The following is a 21,911-nucleotide window of genomic DNA, read 5'->3' as shown; positions in this document are numbered from 1 at the left end:
GTGAACGTCCTGACCGACAACATCTCGACGTACTGGGAAGGCTTCCTCGGTACCGTCGAACTCACCGTCTACGCCTCGATCCTGGCCCTCGTGCTCGGCTTCGTCATGGCGTCGTTCCGGGTGGCGCCCGTCGGCTCCTTCCGGGTCTTCGGCACGGCCTGGGTCACCGTGCTCCGCAACACGCCGCTGACCCTGCTGTTCTTCGCCGTGCTGCTCGGCCTGCCGCGCTTCGGGCTCGTGCTGCCCTTCCAGCTGTTCGCTGTGCTCGCCCTCGGCTGCTACACCTCGGCGTTCATCTGCGAGGCACTGCGCTCCGGCATCAACACCGTGCCCAAGGGGCAGGGCGAGGCGGCCCGCAGCCTCGGCATGTCCTTCGGCCAGACACTGGCCACGGTGATCCTGCCGCAGGCGTTCCGGTCCGTGATCCCGCCGGTCGGCTCCACGCTCATCGCGCTCGCCAAGAACTCGGCCATCGCGGGCGCGTTCAGCGTCACCGAACTGCTCGGCACGTACAAGACGCTCAGCGAACTCGGCTACAACATCATCTGGACGTTCGTCTGGATCGCGCTCGGCTACCTCATCATCACGCTCGCCATCAGCGCGCTCTTCAATGTCCTGGAAAAGCGCTGGGGAGTCGCCCGATGAAAGCCCTCGACCACTCCGCCACCGCGCTCTACGACATCCCGGGCCCGAAGACCGAGCGCCGTCACAAGATCTACGGCCTCATCTCCACGCTCGCCGTGCTCGGGCTCGTCGGATGGATCCTGTACCTGCTCTTCGACACCGACCAGTTCACGTACACGAAGTGGATGCCCTTCGAGTACAAGGGCATCCAGGAACTGCTGCTGCGCGGGCTCGGCAACACGCTCAAGGCGTTCGCCATCGCTGCCGTGCTCTCGCTCGTGCTCGGCACCCTGCTCGCCGTCGGGCGGCTGTCCGACCACAAGCCGGTGCGCTGGGTGGCCACGCTGTGCGTGGAGTTCTTCCGCGCGATGCCGGTCCTCGTGATGATCTTCTTCATCTACGTGGCCCTGAAGGTGGAGCCGCTGCCCGCGCTGGTCGCCGGGCTGACGCTCTACAACGGCTCCGTGCTCGCCGAGGTCTTCCGCTCCGGCATCAACTCCGTGGAGCGCGGGCAGCGCGAGGCCGCGTACGCGCTCGGCATGCGCAAGACGCAGGTCATGGCGCACGTGCTGGTGCCGCAGGCCGTGCGGGCCATGATGCCCGCCATCATCAGCCAGCTGGTGGTGGCCCTGAAGGACACCTCGCTGGGCTATCTGATCACCTATGAGGAGTTCCTCCACGCCGGGAAGCTGATCGCGTCGAACCTCGACTACGATTTGCCCTTCATCCCCGTGGTGATGGTGATCTCGCCGATCTACATCGGGATGTGCATGTTGCTGTCGTGGTTCGCCCAGTGGGTGGCCAAGCGTCAGCGGCGCAGTCCCAAGACCGAGGCCGCCGATGTCGCGCCGGCCGAACCAGGGACGCTGCTGCCGGGCGTGCAGTAGCCAGAGCATCGGCCGTTCGCGGCCCGGCCGCAGCCGGTGATCACTGCCTGTGTGTGACGGGGAGAAGGTCAGCTGTGTGCCGGACGGAACGTGCCTGCTTGCCGAGGCCGAGCGGGCCCTTGTCGCACTCGTACGCGACGGGGGACCCGCTCTCCTTGGTATCCGGGGCCTACTTGCCCGCGCGGTGCGTGGTGCGGGCCGTCGCGGCGGCAGGCAGCGGTGTCTGCGCCGCCTTGGTGACATCGGCCACGAGTTCGACGACATCCGGGCCGTACGCGCCCGAGTTCACGACCTTCAGCAGCAGCACGAACGAGCCGCCGCCGTACTTGCGGGCCAGGCGCTCGTGGTGCCGGGCGAGGTAGCGGGTCGCCGCCTGGTTGGTGATGGGCAGCTGGCCGCAGAAGAGGAAGACCGGTCTGGCCTCCCGGGACTGGGCGGCCTCCCCGGCGGTCAGCCTGGCCAGGATCACGTACTCGGTTCTGCCCGGCTCCAGGCGGTAGCGCTCGGAGCCGACCTGGAAGGCGCCGCGGTCCGGGCCCGGTTCGGGGTCGGTGTTGACCCGTATCCCGGGCAGCAGGCTCACCATGTGCGCGGCCATCCGGCGGTTCGACGCCGGGCCGCCCACGCAGAACTCCGTACGCTCCCCGAAGCCCTGCTGGGCCGTGTCGTGGGCGACGACCTGGGCGTGGGCGCCGCAGTCCTTGATGAGCGCGGAGAGTTCGAGGAGCGCGAAGACGTCGTGGCGCTTGACCGTCAGCTCGGGGCCGCCTGCGTCCCGGTTGACCACGAGGAGGGATTCGGAGTTGTCGGGGAGCCCGAAGAAGGCCTGCTTGCGGCGGAGCCTGCGCCGCCACAGATGGGTACGGGCGAGCCAGCCCAGCGAGGCGCTGATGCCCGCCGCGATCAGGCCGAGGACGATGTTGCGCACGTCTTCAGTCATGGGGGCGCACTCTAGCCAACCGTGCGACCGGTGTTCGAGGGGGTCCTGACGGGTGGCGGAACTCAAGTTACGCTGCGCGAACCGCTGTTGACCGGAGGTACTGATGAGACGTTCAGTTGGGCGGAATCTCTCGATGTGCGCAGTAGCGGCGAGCATGGTGGCCGTCGGTGCGGCTGCTCCGCCTTCGTCCGCTTCCGTCCCGCAGAAAGTGCCGGTGGCCGTCGGCTACGGCGGCGCCGTGGCGAGCGTCGACGCGGACGCCACGGCCGCCGGTATCGAGGTCCTCAGGAACGGCGGCAACGCGGTGGACGCGGCCGTCGCCACCGCGGCCGCCCTCGGCGTCACCGAGCCGTACTCGTCCGGCGTGGGCGGCGGCGGATACTTCGTCTACTACGACGCGAAGACACGCAAGGTGCACACCATCGACGGCCGGGAGACCGCGCCGCTGACGGCGGGTCCGGACCTGTTCCTGGAGAACGGCAAGCCGCTCGCCTTCACCGATGCCGTCACCAGCGGCCTCAGCGTGGGCACGCCCGGCACCCCCGCCACCTGGCAGTCGGCGCTGGACGCGTGGGGCAGCAAGCGACTCGGCACGGTCCTGAGGCCGGCCGAGCGGATCGCCCGCGACGGGTTCACCGTCGACGACACGTTCCGCTCGCAGACCGCGTCGAACGAGGCGCGCTTCCGCTACTTCCCGGACACGGCGCAGCTGTTCCTGCCGGGCGGGCAGCTGCCCGTCGTCGGATCTACCTTCAAGAACCCCGATCTGGCGCGCACCTACGAGCAGCTGGGGCGCGAGGGGATGGGCGCCATCTACCGCGGCGACATCGGCGACGAGATCGTGCGCACCGCCGACAAGCCGCCGGTGGACCCGGCCTCGGGCTACAACGCCCGCCCCGGCAAGCTGTCCACGAAGGACCTGAAGGCGTACGCCGCCAAGTACCAGGCACCGTCGAAGACCTCGTACCGCGGGCTCGGCGTCTACTCCATCGCGCCGTCCTCCTCGGGCGGCACGACCGTCGGCGAGGCCCTCAACATCCTGGAGAACACGGACCTCTCGAAGGCGTCCGACGTCCAGTACCTGCACCACTACATCGAGGCGAGCCGGATCGCGTTCGCCGACCGCGGCCGCTGGGTCGGCGACCCCGCCTTCGAGGACGTACCGACCCAGCAGCTCCTGTCGCAGAAGTACGCCGACTCCCGGGCCTGCCTCATCAAGGACGACGCCGTGCTCACCAGCCCGGTGACCCCCGGCGACCCGAAGCACCCCGGGCGGTGCGGCAAGGCCGGTGACAAGGCGGCGCCGACCACGTACGAGGGCGAGAACACGACCCACCTCACCACCGCCGACAAGTGGGGCAACGTCGTCTCCTACACCCTCACCATCGAGCAGACCGGCGGCAGCGGCATCACCGTGCCCGGCCGCGGCTTCCTGCTCAACAACGAGCTGACCGACTTCTCCTTCGCACCGGCCAGCCCCGACGTGCACGACCCGAACCTGCCCGGACCGGGCAAGCGGCCGCGCTCGTCCATCGCCCCGACCATCGTGCTCGACCGGCACAACCAGCCGGTCGTCGCCGTCGGTTCGCCCGGTGGCGCCACCATCATCACCACCGTGCTGCAGACCCTCACCAATTTCCTCGACCGCGGGTTGCCGCTCGTCGACGCGATCGCGGCGCCGCGCGCCAGTCAGCGCAACGCCGCGCAGACCGAACTCGAACCCGGGCTCTACGACAGCGCGTTGAGAGGCGGGCTCGAAGCCATCGGGCACTCCTTCAAGCTGAACCCGGAGATCGGGGCCGCCACCGGAGTACAGCGGCTGCCGGGCGGCAAGTGGCTCGCCGCCGCGGAGAAGGTGCGGCGCGGCGGCGGTTCGGCGATGGTCGTCGACCCGAAGTAGCAACCCCCGCCCTGCGCGGGGGAGTTGGTCATACGTCCCTGCGGCGCACGACGACGAGGGCGAGCGCGACGGCCGCGAGGGGCCAGACGGCGAACACCGTCCAGGCTCCCGCGGTCGTCTGGCCCCCGTACGGCTCGGGCCCCCAGCCGTACAGCGTCACCAGACGCTGCCACGCGCTCTGCACCATCACGTGGTCGATGCGCTCGACCCAGGGCCGGGGCGAGTGGAAGAACGTCGGCAGCATCAGCAGCGTGAACGCCGTGCCCACCATCGTCGTCGCGCTGTGCCGCACCAGCACCCCGAGACCGAGCCCGATCAGCGCGCACACCGGGGCGAGCAGCGCCGACGCGGCGACGGCTCGCAGCGACCCCACGTCCCCCAGCGACACCGCGGCGTCGCGGCCGCTCAGGATCGACTGCGAGAGAGCGAACGAGCCGAGCGCGCACACCAGTCCCACCGCCGTCCACAGCAAGGCGGTCACCGCCGCCTTGGCGAGGACGACCTGACGGCGCGCGGGCACCGCCACCGTCGTCGTACGGATCAGTCCGCTGCTGTACTCGCTGACCGCGACGATCGCGCCCACACTGCCCGCGGCCAGCATCAGCGTCAGCCAGCCCGCGGCGGGGAACGCGTCGCCGAGCGACCACACGTGGTCGCGCCGGGCCTGTGCGCTGTAGCGCGGATAGTTCTGGTAGTCGCCGTACGCCGCGAAACCGGCCGCCGTCAGCACGGTCAGGACGACGACGCCCAGGATCCACGGTGTCGAGCGCAGCGACCGGATCTTGATCCACTCCGCGGCGAGCAGATCGGTGAAGCGGACACGTTCGGTCGTGGTCATCGCTCCGCTCCCGCCGGATACTCGACGCGGTCGGCGGTCAGTTCCATGAAGGCCTCCTCCAACGCGGCGCCGCGCGTGGTCAGTTCGTGCAGCACGATGTGGTGCTCCAGGGCGATCGCGCCGATCCGTTCGGCGGCGAGCCCCGTCACCGTCAGGCGTTGCGTCCCGTCGGGCAGCACGTCCGCGCCCGCCGCCGTCAGCAGCGCCGCGAGGTCGGCGGCGCGCGGCGTCCCCACCGCCACGCTGAGCCGGCCGGCCCGCGCCGCGAAGGTGCGCAGCGGTTCGGCGGCGACCAGCCGGCCGCGCCCGATCACGATCAACTCCTCGGCCGTGGACTCCATTTCGGACATGAGGTGACTGGAGAGGAAGACCGTACGGCCCTGTGCCGCGAGCCCTTTGAACAGCCGCCGCAGCCACAGCACCCCTTCCGGGTCCATGCCGTTGAACGGCTCGTCGAAGAGCAGCACCGGCGGATCGCCGAGCAGCGCCGCCGCCACCCCGAGCCGCTGCTTCATACCGAGCGAGAAGCCGCCGATCCGGCGTCCGGCCGCCCCGGCGAGACCGACCTCGGCCAGCACCTCGGCGACCCGCCGCCCCGGCAGCCCGTTCGACCGGGCCAGCGCCGCGAGATGGGCGCGGGCCGTCCGGCCGCCGTGCACCTGCTGCGCGTCGAGCAGCGCGCCGGCGTGCCGCAGTCCGCGCGGGTGCGAGGCGAACGGCACCCCGTTCACCGTGGCCGACCCGGAGGTCGGCGCGTCCAGGCCTAGGATCAGCCGCAGGGTCGAGCTCTTGCCCGCGCCGTTCGGCCCGAGGAATCCGGTGACCACCCCCGGCCGCACCGTGCAGGACAGTCCGTCGACGGCCGTCGTGCGGCCGTATCGTTTGGTGAGTTCGCTGACTTCGATCACGTACGCCACCGTGCCCGGCCCGGGGCGCGGCCCGCATCGGGCCTCGGGATGCATCCCCTGGACCGATGCGGGCCGCGCACCCCTGCTCGTACGCTCACCGGCGTGAACGCAGACAACACGTCCCGCCGCTCGGCAGCCGCCTGGTGGGGACTCGCCCTCTACCCGCTGGCGCTCTCGCTCGCGCTCTTCGGTTCCACGCGGACGGTGCCCGTGGTGCGCGCGCTCGGTGTGGCCCTCGCCGCCGTGCTGCTCGCCGGGGTGGTGCGACGGCTTCCCCTGTTCGGGCTGGTCGTCGTGCTGGCCGGGACGACGCTCTCGATCCCCGCGCAGCCGTCCGGGCCGCCGTGGGAGGGCAGTGGGCGGCAGGTGACCCTGCTGGCGTTCGTCGCGGCCGACGTGGTGCTCGGGTACGTCGTCGCGCAACGGCCGCGCTCGCAGTGGATCACCGGGGTCGTGCTGTGCGCCCTCGTGCAATTCGGCGCCATCGGCGTGTTCGCCGAGACGCAGAACCTGATCGGCGGGGCCACCATCGCCCTGCTCGCGCTCTTCGTCTCCTGCATGATCGGACTGCTCAGCAGCGAGCGCCGCGAACACGCCGCGGCGGTGCGCAGCCAGGCGGTCGCCGACGCGGTGACGGCCGAACGGCTGCGCATCGCAAGGGAGTTGCACGACATGGTCTCCCACAGCATCGGCGTCATCGCGATCCAGTCCGGTGTCGCCGCCCGGGTCATCGAGACACAGCCGGGGGAGGCCCGCAGCGCCCTGGAGGCGATCGAGGCGACCAGCCGCGAGACCCTCTCCGGGCTGCGCCGCACTCTCGTCGCCCTGCGCCGGGCCGCCGAGCCCGGCGACGACGCCCCGCTCGCCCCGCACACCGGCCTCGCCGACCTCGACGGGCTCGCCCGGGACGCCGGCCTCGACGTGTCCGTCACCCGGGAGGGGACGGCGCGCACGCTGCCGCAGGACATCGACCTCGCCGCGTACCGGATCGTGCAGGAGTCGCTGACCAACGTGGTGCGGCACGCGGGCGTCGACGGCTGCCGGGTGCTGGTCGCGTACGACGACGACGCGCTGCGCCTGGAGATCACGGACGACGGCGCGCGGGCGTCGGCTACCGTTCCCGGCATGGGGATCACGGGGATGGCGGAGCGGGTGAGCCTGCTGCGCGGGGAGTTCAGTGCGGGACCACGCCCGGAGGGCGGCTTCCGGGTGGCGGCGCGGATCCCGGTGCCGGAGGCCGGCCGATGACCGTACGCGTCCTCCTCGTCGACGACCAGCCGCTGGTCCGCTCCGGGCTGCGCGTCCTCATCGCCGACACCGACGACCTGGAGGTGGTCGGCGAGGCGGGCGGCGGTGCCGAGGCCGTCGAGCGGGCCGCCGCGCTGCGGCCCGACGTCGTCGTCATGGACATCCGGATGCCCGGCATGGACGGCATCGAGGCGACCCGGCGGATCATGGCGGACGACGGCCCGGCCGCCCACGGCACGAAGGTCCTCGTCCTGACCACCTTCGACGAGGACGACTACGTGTACGGGGCGCTGCGCGCCGGAGCGAGCGGCTTCGCCGTCAAGGACATGCAGCTGGAGGACATCCTCGCGGCCGTGCGCGTCGTCGCCGCGGGGGACGCCCTGATCGCGCCCGGCGTCACCCGCCGGCTGATCGCGGACTTCGTGGGACGGCCGGGGCCCGTCGCGGCCGGCGCGCCCCGGACCGTCGGCGCGATCACGGAGCGCGAGCGGGAGGTGCTCACGCTGATCGGGCTCGGCCGCACCAACCAGGAGATCGCCGACGAGCTCTTCATCAGCATGGCCACGGCCAAGTCCCACGTGGCCCGGCTGCTGACCAAGCTGGACGCCCGCGACCGCGTCCAACTGGTCATCACCGCGTACGAGCGGGGGCTCGTGACGCCTTCGAGGTGAGGGACTTCGAGGTGACGGCCTTCGAGGTGACGGCCTTCGAGGGCCTGCTGGCCTAGAGGGCCGTCAGGATCCGCGGTCCCGCGTCGGTGATCGCCACCGTGTGCTCGGCGTGCGCGGCCCGCGAGCCGTCGTTCGTGCACAGCGTCCAGCCGTCGGCCGCCTCGTGGTAGCCGTCCTTGCCGCCGCCGATCAGCATCGGCTCGATGGCGAGGACCATGCCGTGGCGCAGTGGCAGGCCGCGGCCCGGCCGCCCCTCGTTCGGCACCGACGGGTCCTCGTGCATGTGCCGGCCCACGCCGTGCCCGCCGAAGCCCTCCGGGATGCCGTATCCGGCGGTGCGGCAGACGCGGCCCACGGCGTGCGCGATGTCACCGATGCGGTTGCCGACGACGGCCGCCGCGATGCCCGCGGCCAGCGCCCGCTCGGCGGTCTCGATCAGCCGCAGGTCGTCGGGGCGGGCCCGGCCGACGGTGAAGCTGATCGCGGAGTCGCCGACCCAGCCGTCCAGCGTGGCACCGCAGTCGATCGAGACCAGGTCGCCGTCGCGCAGCCGGTACCCGGTCGGGATGCCGTGCACGATCGCGTCGTTCACGGACGCGCAGATCACCCCGGGGAACGGGGTGGTCGCGAAGGAGGGGCGGTAGCCCAGGAAGGGGGAGCCGGCGCCCGCCGCGCGCAGCACCTCGTGCGCCACCTCGTCGAGCTCCAGCAGGCTCACGCCCACGGCGGCGTGTTCCCGGGCGGCAGTCAGTGCCTGTGCCACGACGCGCCCCGCCTCGCGCATCGCGTCCATCGATGTGTCTGTCTTCAGTTCCACCATGCCAATAACTATACCGGTATTTGAATCCGGTATAGGAATCCTGGTTCGGGTAGACTGTCGGCATGGTCCGAACCCCCTTGACCCCCGAAGAGCGCGAACGCGGCGAGCGTCTCGGTCAGTTGCTGCGTGAGGCGCGGCGCGGGCGCAGCATGACGGAGGTCGCGGCGGGCGCCGGTGTCTCCGTCGAGACACTGCGCAAGATCGAGACGGGGCGCGCGCCGACGCCCGCCTTCTTCACCGTCGCGGCCCTCGCCCGCGAGCTGGGCCTGTCCATGGACGACCTCGTGCTGCGCTGCGCGCTGGTGCCCGCCTGAAAAACGCGCGTAGCCGCCCCGTAACACGCCGGGTGTTTCCTTCCGGAGCGACAGGCTCCAGGGGGCGCGAGGATCGGCGGGGCGCACGTGACGGATACGACGGACGCGGGGCAACTGGCGTTGCCGCTGCGGGAGTTCGCGACCTGCCTGCACGGGCTCGTCGGCCGGCTCGATCAGGGCGCGGGCTGGTGCGGAGTCTTCTGGCAGCGCGATCCCGACGGCATGCGGGCCTGCCTCGAAGGGCGTGAGGTGCCGCCCTGGGACGTCGTCGCGTCGCTGCTCCAGGACCTCGCCGCGCTGCACGGTGCGGAGCACGCCGAGCGCGAGGACGGACGGGCGCGCGCCCTGCACCGCGCCGCGGCCCACGCCTACGACACGTCCCCCGGCGGCCGCGAGGCACTGGTCGAGCGGATCGGCCTCATGGCGCGCGAGCAGCACCACGCCGCCGAACGCGGCCGCGACCTCGGCCACCGCCTCGGCGCGGCCGCCACCCAGGAGGAGGCCGAGGCCGCCCGCCTGGAACTGGCCTGGGCCCGCGACGACCACGAACGGGCGACCGCCCGGATCTCCGAACTCCGCTCCAGACTGGCCGACTTGGACACCTCGCCGAACGCCCGGGCGCAGGCCCGGGATCGGGTGCAGGCCCGGGATCGGGTGCAGGCCCAGGCCCAGGCCCAGGCGCAGGTACGGGCCCCGGCCGCGCCGCAGCAGCGCCCCGAGCCCGGCAAGAAGCAGAAGCGTCGCCCCCGGGGCAGCGCCCGCTTCGCCGGACTGGAGGTCGAGGAGCCGCCCGCCCAGGACACCGCACTCCCCGCACCTGCCGCCGCCCCCGTCCCCGCCCCGGTGGCGGCGGCCACCGGCGCCCGCTTCGCCGGAGCCCGCGAGGAACCCGAAGCGCCCCGCACGCCGCGGCCCGCCGACCCCGGGGCCCGCGAAGAGATCGCCGCGGCGGTCGGGACCCTGCTGCGGCTCCGCGCGGCGTCCCGCAGCGGAGAGGCGCACATCGTGCTCGTGGAGGCCGCGAACGGGCCCGCCGCCCGCCTCCCGCTGCTCGCCGCCGAACTGCACCGGGCCGGACTCGACGCCGACTGGGCCACCCTGCTGTGGGAGGCCGCGTCGCTGCCCCCGGCCCGCCTGGTCGACGCCGCGGACGCGCTCGCCGCGGCGGGCCGCACCGTCGACGGACAGCAGGTGCTGCGCCAGGGCGTGGGTCGCCCGCCCGAGGTGATCGGCGACGCCGTCGCCGGGCTCGACGCCGAGGGGCGCCGCCGTGACGCCCGGCTCCTCCTCGACGCCTATGTGCGCACCCGCACCCCGGAGGAGGCGGCCCACAGCGCGCTCGCCGACCCCGACCGGCTGATCCCTCTGCTCCTGGACGTGGCCGGCACCGTCTCCGAGGACCGGTACCGGGACGTGCTGCACGCGCTGCGGGTCGCGGGGTACGCCGCCTGAGCCGTCCGTGGCGCGCCGTGATGACCCGCTCGGGTGTGAAACATGATCGATCCAGCGGGTTAACGACGATGGTCTTGGCAAGCCTTCCGGGTGGGCTTACGTTCGTCCCTCTACGACCCGGTCTACGGGCGTAGAGGCTCAGGCAAAGGAGCGGCTCATGGCCCACGTCGTACGTGCCGCACTCGTCCAGGCCACCTGGACGGGCGACACCGAATCCATGATCGCCAAGCACGAGGAGCACGCCCGCGAGGCGGCCCGGCAGGGTGCGAAGATCATCGGCTTCCAGGAAGTCTTCAACGCCCCCTACTTCTGCCAGGTCCAGGAGGACGAGCACTACCGCTGGGCCGAACCCGTCCCGGACGGGCCCACCGTGACCCGGATGAGCGAGCTCGCCCGCGCGACCGGCATGGTGATCGTCGTCCCCGTCTTCGAGGTCGAGCAGTCCGGGTTCTACTTCAACACGGCCGCCGTGATCGACGCCGACGGCAGCTATCTCGGCAAGTACCGCAAGCACCACATCCCGCAGGTCAAGGGCTTCTGGGAGAAGTTCTACTTCAAGCCGGGGAACCTGGGCTGGCCGGTCTTCGAGACCGCCGTCGGCCGCGTCGGCGTCTACATCTGCTACGACCGGCACTTCCCGGAGGGCTGGCGGCAGCTGGGGCTCAACGGCGCGCAGCTCGTCTACAACCCGTCGGCGACCTCGCGCGGCCTGTCGGCCCACCTCTGGCAGCTGGAGCAGCCCGCGGCCGCCGTCGCCAACGAGTACTTCGTCGCCGCCATCAACCGCGTCGGCACCGAGGAGTACGGCGACAACGACTTCTACGGCACCTCGTACTTCGTCGACCCGCGCGGGCAGCTCGTCGGGGACGCGGCGAGCGACAAGACCGAGGAACTCGTCGTCAGGGACCTGGACTTCGGCCTCATCGACGAGGTGCGCCGGCAGTGGGCGTTCTACCGGGACCGCCGCCCCGACGCGTACGACGGCCTCGTCCGGCCCTGAGCCGCGCCGTCCCCGCACCGCACCCGCACCGATCCTTCCGCGCACCGAACCTTCCTTTGTGAGCCGCGACCGACGAAGGGATGCCGCACCCGTGAACTCCCCCCTGCACGCCCGCCACACCGCCGTTCTCCCCGACTGGCTGGCCCTGTACTACGCCGACCCGATCGAGCTGACGCACGGCGAGGGCCGCCACGTCTGGGACGCCGACGGCCGTCGGTACCTCGACTTCTTCGGCGGCATCCTCACCACGATGACCGCGCACGCCCTGCCGGAGGTCACGACGGCGGTGAGCGAGCAGGCGTCGCGGATCATCCACTCCTCGACCCTGTACCTCAACCGCCCGATGATCGAACTCGCCGAGCGCGTCGCGAAGTTGTCCGGCATCCCCGACGCCCGCGTCTTCTTCACCACCTCCGGTACCGAGGCCAACGACACGGCGCTGCTCCTCGCCACCGCGTACCGCCGCTCGAACCAGATCCTGGCGATGCGCAACAGCTACCACGGCCGTTCCTTCTCCGCGGTCGGCATCACCGGCAACCAGGGCTGGTCGCCGACCAGCCTGTCCCCGCTCCAGACGCTCTACGTCCACGGGGGCGTCCGCGGCCGCGGCCCGTACGCGGAGCTGTCCGACGCCGAGTTCACCGACGCCTGCGTCGCCGATCTGCGCGACATGCTCGGCCAGACCCGCGGCGACGTGGCGGCGCTGATCGCCGAGCCGATCCAGGGCGTGGGCGGCTTCACCTCGCCGCCCGACGGCCTGTACGCCCGGTTCCGAGAGGTCCTGCGTGAGCGGGGGATCCTGTGGATCTCGGACGAGGTGCAGACCGGCTGGGGCCGCACCGGCGACCACTTCTGGGGCTGGCAGGCCCACGGTCAGTCCGGGCCGCCCGACCTGCTGACCTTCGCCAAGGGGATCGGCAACGGCATGTCGATCGGCGGCGTCGTCGCCCGCGCCGACGTCATGAACTGCCTCGACTCCCACTCCATCTCGACGTTCGGCGGCTCCCCGGTCACCATGGCCGCGGGCCTCGCCAACCTCTCGTACCTCCTGGAGCACGACCTCCAGGGCAACGCCCGCCGGGTCGGCGGCCTCCTCATCGAGCGGCTGCGCGCCATCGCGGCGACCACGCCCGTCGTACGGGAAGTGCGCGGCCGGGGCCTGATGATCGGCGTCGAACTGGACGACCCGGCGCGCACGGTCGCGGGCGCCGTCCTGGAGGCGTGCCGCGAGCAGGGCCTCCTGATCGGCAAGGGCGGCGGCCACGACACGAGCGTCCTCAGGATCGCCCCACCGCTCTCGCTGACGGTGGCGGAGGCGGAGGAGGGCGCGGGGATCCTGGAGAGGGCGCTGAGGACCGCTTCGTAGGGGCAGGACGGATGCGCTCCGTCAGGGGCGCGGGACCGTGTCCATGTGCGGCTGCGCCGCGCGGGCGCGGCCGGCCACGACGAACCGGCACACGGCCGATGAACCACGCGCCCCACGGCGCCACTCCGCACCGAGGGAGGCCCGATGCCGACCACCGCACCCGGCACCGAACACGCCCTGTCCATCCGACAGATACTCGCCCTGGAACGCATCGCGGCAGGCGAACCCGAGGTGGTCGCGGCGGCGCACCACCTCGACCGCCCCGTCCGCTGGGTGCACGTCGCGGAGGCGGCCGACGTCGGCGTCATGCTCAGCGGCGGCGAGATGATCCTCACCACGGGCGTCCTCCTCGCTGGCGACGCCCACACCCGGACCGAGTACATCAAGTCGCTGCACCGCGCGGAGGCCGCCGCGCTCGTCCTCGGTCTGGGCCGCGCGTTCCCGGCCCCGCCGGAGGACATGCGCAGGGCCGCCGAGCGCTACGGCCTGCCCATGGTGGTGCTGCACCGCCCGTTCCCGTTCGCCGAACTCACCGAGGAGGTCCAGTCCCGTCTGGTCCGCCGGAAGTTCGCGGCCGTCAGCCTCTCCGAGGGCATCCGCACCGCGCTCACCGCACTGATCACGGCGGGCGCCCCGCTGCAGGCGCTGCTCGACGAGGTCGCCGCGCACAGCGGCTGCCCGGTGGTCGTCACCAACCTCGCCCACCGGGTCCTCGCCACCGCGGGCGAGCGGTCCGCCGTCGACGACGTCCTGCGCGACTGGGACCGGATCGCCCGGCAGCCAGGGGGAGTCGACGGCGAAGGCTGGCTCCGCGCCGACCTCGGCGGGCGCGGCGAACGCTGGGGCTCCGTCGCACTGTGCGGCTACCGCGGCGACGGCGCCTCGGGCCGCCTCCTCGCCGACCGCGCCGCCGAGGCCCTCGTCCTGCACCGCATGCTCGCCGGCGCCGGGGCCACGAGCTGGGAGGAGCAGTCGGCGCAGTGCCTGCTCGCCGATCTGGTCTCGGGCACCGCACCGGCCCGCCAACTCCTGCCCCGCGCCCGGGCGGCGGGCCTCCCCGTCAACCGCCGCACCTTCGTCCCGCTCGTCGTCCGCGACGGCGACGCCGCCCAACTCGACCTCGTCCTGCGCCTGTTGGGCCTTCCGGCGCTCGTGGCCGAACTCGCCGACGGCGCCACCGCGGTACTGCTCAGCCTCGCCCGCGACCAGGCCGCCGAGCCGCTCGCCGCGCACTTCGCGGCCCGGCTGCGCGCCGAGACCGGCGAACCCTCCGTGGTCGCCGCCGGGCCCGCCTGCACGGCCTGGGACGAGGTGCCGGACGGGCTCCAGGAGGCGCTGCACGTGGCCGACGCGGTCACCGGCTCACCGCCCGACGTGCCGCTGCCGTCCGTGGTCCGGCTCGGCGACGTACGGCTGCGCGGACTGATGCGGCTGCTCCGCGACGACCCGCGCGTACTCTCCTTCGCCGAGAGGGAGTTGGACGGCCTGCTGTACGCCGACGACGCCGACGGGCTGCTCCCGGTGCTGCGCACCTACCTCGCCACCGGCCGCAACAAGTCCCGTACCGCCCAGCTGCACCACATGAGCCGGCCCGCCCTCTACCGCCGCCTCGAAGCCATCGAGTCGCTGCTCGGCATCGACCTCGACGACTTCGAGCAGGCCGCGTCCGTGCACATCGCGCTGCTCGCGCACGACGCACAGGGAGCGTGACACGGTGCAACGCCGTCCGGCCGCGGACGTGACACGGTGCAACTCGGCGCGGGCCGCCGGGATTCCTATCGTCGTGGGCACACCGAGCACCTCGACCGTCCGGAGGTCCAGATGAGCCCCGTGATCCGTGCCGCGATCTTCCAGACCGCATGGACCGGCGACAAGGAATCCATGATCAAGGTGCACGAACAGGCCGTTCGTGACGCCGCCGCCCAGGGCGCCCAGGTCCTGTGCTTCCAGGAGCTGTTCTACGGCCCGTACTTCTGCCAGGTGCAGGACCCGGCCTTCTACGAGTACGCCGAAGCGATTCCGGACGGACCGATCGTCCAGCGCTTCCAGGAGCTGGCCCGCGAGCACAACATCGTCCTCGTCCTGCCCATGTACGAGGAGGAGCAGCCCGGCGTCCTCTACAACACCGCCGCCGTCGTCGACGCCGACGGCAGTTACCTCGGCAAGTACCGCAAGACGCACATCCCGCAGGTGAAGGGGTTCTGGGAGAAGTTCTACTTCCGCCCGGGCAACTCCGGCTGGCCCGTCTTCGACACCGCCGTCGGCAAGATCGGCGTCTACATCTGCTACGACCGGCACTTCCCCGAGGGCTGGCGCGCCCTCGGCCTCGAAGGCGCCCAGATCGTCTTCAACCCGTCGGCCACCAGCCGCGGCCTGAGCCGCTACCTCTGGCAGCTGGAACAGCCGGCCGCCGCCGTCGCCAACGAGTACTTCGTCGGCGCCATCAACCGGGTCGGTGTTGAGGAGTACGGCGACAACGACTTCTACGGCACGTCCTACTTCGTGGACCCCGAGGGCCGGTTCGTCGGCGAGGTCGCCGACGACAAGGCGCCCGAACTCGTCGTCCGCGACCTCGACCTGGCCAAGCTGCGCGAGGTCCGCGACCGCTGGCAGTTCTACCGCGACCGCGCCCCGCAGGCGTACGAGCCCCTCACCCGCCCCTGACCAGCTGCTTCTGGAGGAGAACATGAGCGCCGTCCGTACCGTCGTCCGCGGCGGTCTCGTCGTCACCGCCGCCGACGAGATGCACGCCGACGTCCTCATCGAGGACGGACGCGTCGTGGCCCTCGCGGCCAGTGGCAGCGACACCGCCGCGTCCTGGACGGACGCGCGCACCATCGACGCGTCACACAAGTACGTCATCCCGGGCGGCGTCGACGCGCACACCCACATGGAGATGCCGTTCGGCGGCACGTTCGCCGCGGACACCTTCGAGACGGGCACGCGGGCCGCCGCCTGGGGCGGCACCACTACGATCGTCGACTTCGCGATCCAGAGCGTGGGCCACAGCCTGCGCGAGGGCCTTGACACCTGGCACGCCAAGGCGGACGGCCGGTGCGCCGTCGACTACGGCTTCCACATGATCGTCTCCGACGTGAACGAGGACACGCTGAAGGAGATGGACCTGCTGGTGGGGGAGGGCGTCACCTCCTTCAAGCAGTTCATGGCGTACCCGGGCGTCTTCTACTCGGACGACGGCCAGATCCTGCGCGCCATGCAGCGGGCCGGCGAGAACGGCGGGCTGATCATGATGCACGCCGAGAACGGCATCGCGATCGACGTCCTCGTCGAGCAGGCCCTCGCCCGCGGCGAGACCGACCCCCGCTACCACGGCGAGGTCAGGAAGGCCCTGCTCGAAGCCGAGGCGACGCACCGCGCCATCAAGCTGGCCCAGGTGGCCGGCGCCCCGCTGTACGTCGTCCACGTCTCGGCGCAGGAAGCGGTCGCCGAGCTGGCGCGAGCCCGGGACGAGGGCCTGCCGGTCTTCGGCGAGACCTGCCCGCAGTACCTCTTCCTGTCCACCGACAACCTCGCCGAGCCGGACTTCGAGGGCGCCAAGTACGTGTGCTCGACGCCGCTGCGGCCCAAGGACCACCAGGCGGCGCTCTGGCGCGGCCTGCGCACCAACGACCTCCAGGTCGTCTCCACCGACCACTGCCCGTTCTGCTTCGTCGGGCAGAAGGAACTGGGCCGCGGCGACTTCTCCAAGATCCCGAACGGCATGCCGGGTGTCGAGAACCGGATGGACCTGCTGCACCAGGCGGTCGTCGACGGGCACATCACGCGCCGCCGCTGGATCGAGATCGCCTGCGCCACCCCGGCGCGGATGTTCGGCCTGTACCCGAAGAAGGGCACCATCGCCCCGGGCGCCGACGCGGACATCGTCATCTACGACCCGCACGCCGAGCAGACGGTGAGCGCCGAGACCCACCACATGAACGTCGACTACTCCGCGTACGAGGGCAAGCGCCTGACCGGCCGCGTGGAGTCCGTGCTCTCGCGCGGCGAACTCGTCATCACCGACCGGGAGTTCACCGGGCGCGCCGGACACGGCACGTACACCCCGCGCGGCACCTGTCAGTACCTGAACTGACCCTGAACCGAACCTGATCTGAGCAAGCGAGGGATCGCATCATGGACTTCGGACTCGTCCTGCAGACCGACCCGCCGGCCTCCGGGGTCGTGGAGCTGATGAAGCGGGCGGAGGGCGTCGGCTTCACCCACGGGTGGACGTTCGACTCGTGCGTGCTGTGGCAGGAGCCGTTCGTCATCTACAGCCGGATCCTCGCGGAGACGCAGCGGCTGATCGTCGGCCCGATGGTGACCAACCCGGGCACCCGGACGTGGGAGGTCACCGCCTCCACGTTCGCGACGCTCAACGACATGTACGGCAACCGCACGGTGTGCGGCATCGGCCGCGGCGACTCCGCGATGCGCGTCGCGGGCCGCACACCCAACACGCTCGCCCGGATCAGCGGCGCCATGAAGGTGATCCGCGCGCTGGGCCGCGGCGACGAGGCCGACCTCGGCGGCACCGTCATCAGGTTCCCGTGGGTGCGCGCGGGTGCCGAACTCCCCGTCTGGATGGCCGCGTACGGCCCCAAGGCCCTGAAGATGACCGGGGAGGAGGCCGACGGCTTCATCCTCCAGCTCGCCGATCCGTTCCTCACCGAGTGGATGGTCAAGGCGGTGCGGGACGCGGCCGTCGCCGCGGGCCGCACGGCGCAGGACGTGAAGATCTGCGTCGCCGCTCCCGCGTACGTGACCGACGACGACTCGCCCGAGGCGCTCGCCCACGCCCGTGAGCAGTGCCGCTGGTTCGGCGGCATGGTCGGCAACCACGTCGCCGACCTGGTCTCCAAGTACGGCTCCCACTCCGGGATGGTGCCGGACGAGCTGACCGAGTACATCAAGGCGCGCGAGGGGTACGACTACGCGCACCACGGCCGCTCCGGCAACCCGGACACGGCTTTCGTCCCCGACGAGATCGTCGACCGCTTCTGTCTCATCGGCCCGGTCTCCGCGCACGTCGAAAAGCTGCGCGCGCTGCGGGAGTTGGGCGTGGACCAGTTCGCGATCTACGCGATGCACGACGCGAAGGAGAAGGTCATCGACGTGTACGGGCAGGACGTCATCCCGGCCCTGAACGCATGACAGGAGATTTAAGGACCCCCACAACAGCACGACCCAGCACGGCAGTTCACGGCTTCCGCACGGCCGCAATCCCACGTTCCCCTCCCTAGAACGGACTGCCTCATGACCGACATAGCCCCGCCACCGCCCGCGGTGGATCTGGCCGCCGACGCCTATCCGGCCGGCAGCCGGTACGCCAATGAAGACCTGCGGCCGGTACCGCTCGCCGAGCGGCGCTGGACGACGTACAACTTCGTGGCCCTGTGGATCGGCATGGCCCACTGCATCCCGTCCTGGACCCTCGCCTCCGGCCTGGTGGCGCTCGGCATGGACTGGAAGCAGGCGGTGCTCACCATCGCCCTCGCGAACGTGATCGTGCTGCTGCCGATGCTGCTGACCGGTCACGCGGGGCCGAAGTACGGCATCCCGTTCCCTGTCCTGGCCCGCGCCTCGTTCGGGGTGCGCGGGGCGAATCTGCCGGCCATGGTGCGGGCGGCGGTGGCGTGCTGCTGGTTCGGGATCCAGACCTGGATCGGCGGCCAGGGCATCTTCGTCCTGCTGGGCAAGATCTTCGGAGGCTGGGCCGACGCCGGGACGATCGGCGGCTACCCGTGGACCCTGTGGCTCTGCTTCGTCGTCTTCTGGGTCCTCGAACTCGCCATCATCTACCGGGGCATGGACACCCTGCGCCGCTTCGAGAACTGGGCGGCCCCGTTCGTGCTCGTCGGCGCGGTGGTGCTGCTCGTGTGGATCGCGAACAAGGCGGGCGGGTTCGGGCCGCTGCTGCACGAGCCGTCGAAGGTCGGCTGGGGCGCGGACTTCTGGAAGGTCTTCTTCCCCGGCCTCATGGGCATGATCGGGTTCTGGTCGACGCTGTCTCTGAACATCCCCGACTTCACCCGCTTCGGCAAGGGTCAGAAGGCGCAGATCTGGGGCCAGGCCCTCGGGCTGCCCACCACGATGACCCTGTTCGCGCTGATGTCGGTGCTGGTGACGGCCGGTTCGGAGAAGGTGTATGGCGTCGCGATCTGGGACCCGGTCGCGCTGGCCGGCAAGACGGACAACGTCTTCGGGCTGCTGTTCGCGCTCATCACGGTGTTCGTCGCGACGATCAGCGTCAACATCGCCGCCAACGTGGTGTCGCCCGCCTACGACCTCGCCAACCTCGCCCCGAAGATCATCAATTTCCGCACCGGCGCGATCATCACCGGCGTCATCGGTGTCCTGGTCATGCCCTGGAAGCTGACCTCGACGCCCGAGCTGTACATCTTCACGTGGCTCGGTGTCGTCGGCGGACTGCTCGGCACGGTCGCCGGCATCCTGATCGCGGACTACTGGATCGTGCGGCGCACCGTGCTGCACCTCGCCGACCTGTACGTGGAGGGCGGCCGCTATTGGTACTCGGGCGGCTGGAACTGGCGGGCCGTCGCCGCGTTCGCGGTGGGCGGGGTGCTGGCCGTCGGGGGCTCGTACTCGACGCTCGACGCGAAGGGGAACAAGGCCGGCCCCTTCCCGGTCGACGGCATCATCCCCTTCCTGAAGCCGCTCGCCGACTACGGGTGGGCCGTGGGACTCGGGGCGTCCCTGATCGTCTACCTCGCGCTGATGGCCGGACGGTCCCGGGTGTGATCTGGGCCACTGGCCCCATCGCGCGGTGCGCCGCGCCCTCCCCGGGGCGTGGCGCACCGAGCCGTCGCGACCGGCCTCAAAGCCCCTTGCCGGCTGCCTAGTTGATGCGTGGGCGGATGGGTGGCGGGACGGGAGCAAGGGGTTTCGCGCCTTGTCCGCGACCTGAGAATGCCGTCTCGATCCGTGTTGACTTTCCTGGGTGTGCCGAGTCATATTCCTCGGCATGTCACGGTCACAGAGCCCCTCCACCTTGGAGCAAGCAGCCATTGAGCTTGCTCTCATTGGTGTGACCAGGCTCAGTGTCTCCGACGATCACTGTTGCTGACGCCAGCCCCCGTGCGCAGGCGCAGCATGTTTTCTCCCATGCCGGACGACTGTCTCATCATGCAGTCGTGACCGTTCGTACCGCTGCCTGCGCTCACCCCTCCCCGCACGCAGCACCCCGAAAGGTCATCCTCCGATGCGTCAACCGTCCGTCATATCGCGTCGCCTCGCAGCGGCTCTCGCCGTCACCGCCATAGCCGTGGGCGCCGCCGCGTGCGGGCCCGAGGACAGCAAGGCGGGGAGCGGTGGCGCCGCCAGTGCCCCCAAGAAGGGCGGCACCCTCACCGTCCTCAACAGCTCCCCGCAGGAGGACTTCGACCCCGCGCGGCTGTACACCTCCGGCGGCGGCAACATCCCCTCGCTCGTCTTCCGTACGCTCACCACCCGCAACCGCGAGGACGGCGCCGCGGGCGCCAAGGTCGTTCCCGACCTGGCCACCGATCTGGGCACGCCCAGCAAGAACGCCACTGTGTGGACATACCACCTCAAGGACGGGCTGAAGTACGAGGACGGCTCGGCGATCACCAGCGCCGACATCAAGTACGGCATCGAGAGATCGTTCGCGGCCGAACTCTCCGGCGGCGCACCGTACTTGAGGGACTGGCTGATCGGCGGGGCCGACTACGAAGGCCCGTACAAGGACAAGAAGGGGCTCGACTCGATCGAGACGCCCGACGAGAAGACGATCGTCTTCCACCTGAACAAGCCCGAGGGCGAGTTCCCCTACCTGGCCACGCAGACCCAGACGACCCCGGTGCCGAAGGCCAAGGACACCGGCACCAAGTACGAGCAGCACCCCGTCTCCTCCGGCCCGTACAAGGTCGTCAAGAACGAGGGCGACGGCGAGCACCTCGTCCTGGCCAGGAACACGCACTGGTCGGCGGCCACCGACGCGGAGCGCAAGGCCTACCCCGACAAGATCGACGTCCGGTCCGGGCTCGACTCCGCCGTCATCAACCAGCGGCTGTCCGCCTCGCGCGGCGCCGACGCCGCCGCCGTCACCACCGACACCAACCTCGGCCCCGCCGAACTCGCCAAGGTCAGCGGCGACAAGGACCTCGCCGCCCGGGTCGGCACCGGCCACTTCGGCTACACCAACTACATCGCCTTCAACCCGAAGGTGAAGCCGTTCGACAACCCCAAGGTGCGCCAGGCCATCTCCTACGCCGTCGACCGGACCTCCGTCGTCAACGCGGCCGGCGGTTCGTCGCTCGCCGAGCCCGCCACCACCTTCCTGCCCGACCAGAAGTCCTTCGGGTACACGCCCTACGACCACTTCCCTGCGGGTAAGAACGGCAACGCCGCCAAGGCCAAGGAGCTGCTGAAGGAGGCCGGTTACCCGAAGGGGCTGACCGTCACCCTCACCCACTCCAACGCCAAGGACTTCGCCACCAGCCCCGAGATCGCCACCGCCATCCAGGAGGCGCTCAAGAAGGCCGGCATCACCGTCGAGCTCAAGGGCCTGGAGGACAACGACTACTCCGAGACGGTCCACAACGTGAAGAAGGAGCCCGGCTTCTTCCTCGGCGGCTGGGGAGCGGACTGGCCGTCCGGCGGCCCGTTCTTCGCCCCGATCTTCGACGGCCGCCAGATCGTCAAGAACGGCTACAACTTCAACTCCGCCCAGCTGAACGACTCCTCGGTCAACAAGGAGATCGACGAGATCAACAAGCTGACCGACCTGAAGGCCGCCGCCGCGCGCTGGGGCGCCCTCGACAAGAAGGTCGGGGAGCAGGCGCTGACCGTGCCGCTGTTCCACCCGGTCTACAAGCGTCTGTACGGCTCGGCCGTCAAGAACATCGTCATCAGCGACTGGACCGGTGTGCTCGACGTCTCGCAGGTGTCGGTCAAGTAGCC

General features: G+C 71.0%; 20 protein-coding genes. 16 read left to right on the top strand and 4 right to left on the bottom strand.

The features are described 5' to 3' along the window. Positions 1-645, top strand: a complete 645-nt coding sequence (locus J3486_RS08020) for an amino acid ABC transporter permease (RefSeq protein ID WP_207819443.1) — start codon at positions 1-3, stop codon at positions 643-645. Next, positions 642-1,511: an amino acid ABC transporter permease gene (locus J3486_RS08015; RefSeq protein WP_207819442.1), complete on the top strand. Its 870-nt coding sequence runs from the start codon at positions 642-644 to the stop codon at positions 1,509-1,511. The genes J3486_RS08020 and J3486_RS08015 overlap by 4 nt, the downstream gene beginning before the upstream one ends. Positions 1,512-1,680: 169 nt before the next feature. On the opposite strand, the gene J3486_RS08010 is transcribed toward J3486_RS08015, so the two are convergent. Continuing rightward, entirely contained in the window at positions 1,681-2,451 is a 771-nt protein-coding gene (locus tag J3486_RS08010) for a hypothetical protein (RefSeq protein ID WP_207819441.1), read from the bottom strand. Positions 2,452-2,554: 103 nt separating this feature from the next. Between J3486_RS08010 and ggt the strand changes: the two genes are divergently transcribed. Continuing rightward, positions 2,555-4,351 carry a gamma-glutamyltransferase gene (ggt, locus tag J3486_RS08005; protein WP_207819440.1) on the top strand — a complete coding sequence of 599 codons (1,797 nt, stop codon included), beginning with the start codon at positions 2,555-2,557 and terminating at the stop codon, positions 4,349-4,351. 28 nt (positions 4,352-4,379) lie between these two features. On the opposite strand, the gene J3486_RS08000 is transcribed toward ggt, so the two are convergent. Continuing rightward, positions 4,380-5,189, bottom strand: coding sequence for an ABC transporter permease (locus tag J3486_RS08000; RefSeq protein ID WP_207819439.1), 810 nt, complete (start codon positions 5,187-5,189; stop codon positions 4,380-4,382). Continuing rightward, positions 5,186-6,097: an ABC transporter ATP-binding protein gene (locus J3486_RS07995; protein ID WP_207819438.1), complete on the bottom strand. Its 912-nt coding sequence runs from the start codon at positions 6,095-6,097 to the stop codon at positions 5,186-5,188. Before J3486_RS07995 ends, J3486_RS08000 begins: the two co-directional genes overlap by 4 nt. A 102-nt stretch (positions 6,098-6,199) precedes the next feature. Here J3486_RS07995 and J3486_RS43940 point away from each other — a divergent pair, with 102 nt between their 5' ends. Both J3486_RS43940 and J3486_RS07985 read left to right on the top strand, forming a co-directional pair. Beyond that, entirely contained in the window at positions 6,200-7,345 is a 1,146-nt protein-coding gene (locus J3486_RS43940) for a histidine kinase (RefSeq protein WP_307804727.1), read from the top strand. Next, positions 7,342-8,016 carry a response regulator transcription factor gene (locus J3486_RS07985; protein ID WP_207819437.1) on the top strand — a complete coding sequence of 225 codons (675 nt, stop codon included), beginning with the start codon at positions 7,342-7,344 and terminating at the stop codon, positions 8,014-8,016. The genes J3486_RS43940 and J3486_RS07985 overlap by 4 nt, the downstream gene beginning before the upstream one ends. A gap of 52 nt (positions 8,017-8,068) precedes the next feature. Here the strand turns inward: J3486_RS07985 and map are convergent, their stop codons facing one another. Beyond that, the gene (map, locus tag J3486_RS07980) at positions 8,069-8,836 is read right to left on the bottom strand and encodes a type I methionyl aminopeptidase (protein WP_207819436.1); all 768 of its coding nucleotides are present in this window, start codon (positions 8,834-8,836) and stop codon (positions 8,069-8,071) included. Positions 8,837-8,898: 62 nt separating this feature from the next. On the opposite strand from map, the gene J3486_RS07975 reads away from it, so the two are divergent. The 11 genes from J3486_RS07975 to J3486_RS07930 all read left to right on the top strand — a co-directional run bounded on the left by J3486_RS07975 (position 8,899) and on the right by J3486_RS07930 (position 21,909). Continuing rightward, complete coding sequence (locus J3486_RS07975; RefSeq protein ID WP_207819435.1) at positions 8,899-9,150, top strand: helix-turn-helix domain-containing protein; 252 nt, start codon at positions 8,899-8,901, stop codon at positions 9,148-9,150. Between the two features lie 87 nt (positions 9,151-9,237). After that, entirely contained in the window at positions 9,238-10,602 is a 1,365-nt protein-coding gene (locus tag J3486_RS07970; protein WP_207819434.1) for a hypothetical protein, read from the top strand. Between the two features lie 157 nt (positions 10,603-10,759). Then, positions 10,760-11,602: a nitrilase-related carbon-nitrogen hydrolase gene (locus J3486_RS07965; protein WP_207819433.1), complete on the top strand. Its 843-nt coding sequence runs from the start codon at positions 10,760-10,762 to the stop codon at positions 11,600-11,602. 91 nt (positions 11,603-11,693) lie between these two features. Further along, the gene (locus J3486_RS07960; protein WP_207819431.1) at positions 11,694-12,968 is read left to right on the top strand and encodes an aspartate aminotransferase family protein; all 1,275 of its coding nucleotides are present in this window, start codon (positions 11,694-11,696) and stop codon (positions 12,966-12,968) included. A 144-nt stretch (positions 12,969-13,112) separates the two neighbouring features. Continuing rightward, positions 13,113-14,678 carry a PucR family transcriptional regulator gene (locus J3486_RS07955; RefSeq protein ID WP_207819429.1) on the top strand — a complete coding sequence of 522 codons (1,566 nt, stop codon included), beginning with the start codon at positions 13,113-13,115 and terminating at the stop codon, positions 14,676-14,678. Between the two features lie 111 nt (positions 14,679-14,789). Further along, entirely contained in the window at positions 14,790-15,632 is an 843-nt protein-coding gene (locus tag J3486_RS07950) for a nitrilase-related carbon-nitrogen hydrolase (RefSeq protein ID WP_207819428.1), read from the top strand. 22 nt (positions 15,633-15,654) lie between these two features. Continuing rightward, positions 15,655-17,061: a dihydropyrimidinase gene (gene hydA / locus J3486_RS07945; protein WP_207819426.1), complete on the top strand. Its 1,407-nt coding sequence runs from the start codon at positions 15,655-15,657 to the stop codon at positions 17,059-17,061. A gap of 41 nt (positions 17,062-17,102) precedes the next feature. After that, positions 17,103-18,122: a TIGR03842 family LLM class F420-dependent oxidoreductase gene (locus J3486_RS07940; protein WP_207819425.1), complete on the top strand. Its 1,020-nt coding sequence runs from the start codon at positions 17,103-17,105 to the stop codon at positions 18,120-18,122. A 102-nt stretch (positions 18,123-18,224) separates the two neighbouring features. Continuing rightward, positions 18,225-19,730 (top strand): NCS1 family nucleobase:cation symporter-1, encoded by a 1,506-nt coding sequence (locus J3486_RS07935; RefSeq protein WP_207819424.1) that lies wholly within the window; start codon positions 18,225-18,227, stop codon positions 19,728-19,730. Between the two features lie 223 nt (positions 19,731-19,953). Continuing rightward, positions 19,954-20,055: an Ms4533A family Cys-rich leader peptide gene (locus tag J3486_RS45160; RefSeq protein ID WP_374194700.1), complete on the top strand. Its 102-nt coding sequence runs from the start codon at positions 19,954-19,956 to the stop codon at positions 20,053-20,055. A gap of 135 nt (positions 20,056-20,190) precedes the next feature. Continuing rightward, positions 20,191-21,909: an ABC transporter substrate-binding protein gene (locus J3486_RS07930; RefSeq protein WP_207819423.1), complete on the top strand. Its 1,719-nt coding sequence runs from the start codon at positions 20,191-20,193 to the stop codon at positions 21,907-21,909. Positions 21,910-21,911 lie beyond the last annotated feature (2 nt).

Source organism: Streptomyces sp. VRA16 Mangrove soil, from assembly GCF_017377775.1.
In the GTDB taxonomy this organism is placed as follows: Bacteria; Actinomycetota; Actinomycetes; order Streptomycetales; family Streptomycetaceae; genus Streptomyces.
The sequence above is the reverse complement of the archived record's forward strand: the minus strand, read 5'-3'. Positions and strand labels throughout refer to the sequence as shown.

Coding starts and splice junctions, on each gene's coding strand:
- J3486_RS08015 (WP_207819442.1), top strand. CDS start 642: ATGAAAGCCCTCGACCACTCCGCCACCGCGCTCTACGACATCCCGGGC.
- J3486_RS08010 (WP_207819441.1), bottom strand. CDS start 2,451: ATGACTGAAGACGTGCGCAACATCGTCCTCGGCCTGATCGCGGCGGGC.
- ggt (WP_207819440.1), top strand. CDS start 2,555: ATGAGACGTTCAGTTGGGCGGAATCTCTCGATGTGCGCAGTAGCGGCG.
- J3486_RS08000 (WP_207819439.1), bottom strand. CDS start 5,189: ATGACCACGACCGAACGTGTCCGCTTCACCGATCTGCTCGCCGCGGAG.
- J3486_RS07985 (WP_207819437.1), top strand. CDS start 7,342: ATGACCGTACGCGTCCTCCTCGTCGACGACCAGCCGCTGGTCCGCTCC.
- map (WP_207819436.1), bottom strand. CDS start 8,836: ATGGTGGAACTGAAGACAGACACATCGATGGACGCGATGCGCGAGGCG.
- J3486_RS07975 (WP_207819435.1), top strand. CDS start 8,899: ATGGTCCGAACCCCCTTGACCCCCGAAGAGCGCGAACGCGGCGAGCGT.
- J3486_RS07965 (WP_207819433.1), top strand. CDS start 10,760: ATGGCCCACGTCGTACGTGCCGCACTCGTCCAGGCCACCTGGACGGGC.
- J3486_RS07955 (WP_207819429.1), top strand. CDS start 13,113: ATGCCGACCACCGCACCCGGCACCGAACACGCCCTGTCCATCCGACAG.
- J3486_RS07950 (WP_207819428.1), top strand. CDS start 14,790: ATGAGCCCCGTGATCCGTGCCGCGATCTTCCAGACCGCATGGACCGGC.
- hydA (WP_207819426.1), top strand. CDS start 15,655: ATGAGCGCCGTCCGTACCGTCGTCCGCGGCGGTCTCGTCGTCACCGCC.
- J3486_RS07940 (WP_207819425.1), top strand. CDS start 17,103: ATGGACTTCGGACTCGTCCTGCAGACCGACCCGCCGGCCTCCGGGGTC.
- J3486_RS07935 (WP_207819424.1), top strand. CDS start 18,225: ATGACCGACATAGCCCCGCCACCGCCCGCGGTGGATCTGGCCGCCGAC.
- J3486_RS45160 (WP_374194700.1), top strand. CDS start 19,954: ATGTCACGGTCACAGAGCCCCTCCACCTTGGAGCAAGCAGCCATTGAG.
- J3486_RS07930 (WP_207819423.1), top strand. CDS start 20,191: ATGCGTCAACCGTCCGTCATATCGCGTCGCCTCGCAGCGGCTCTCGCC.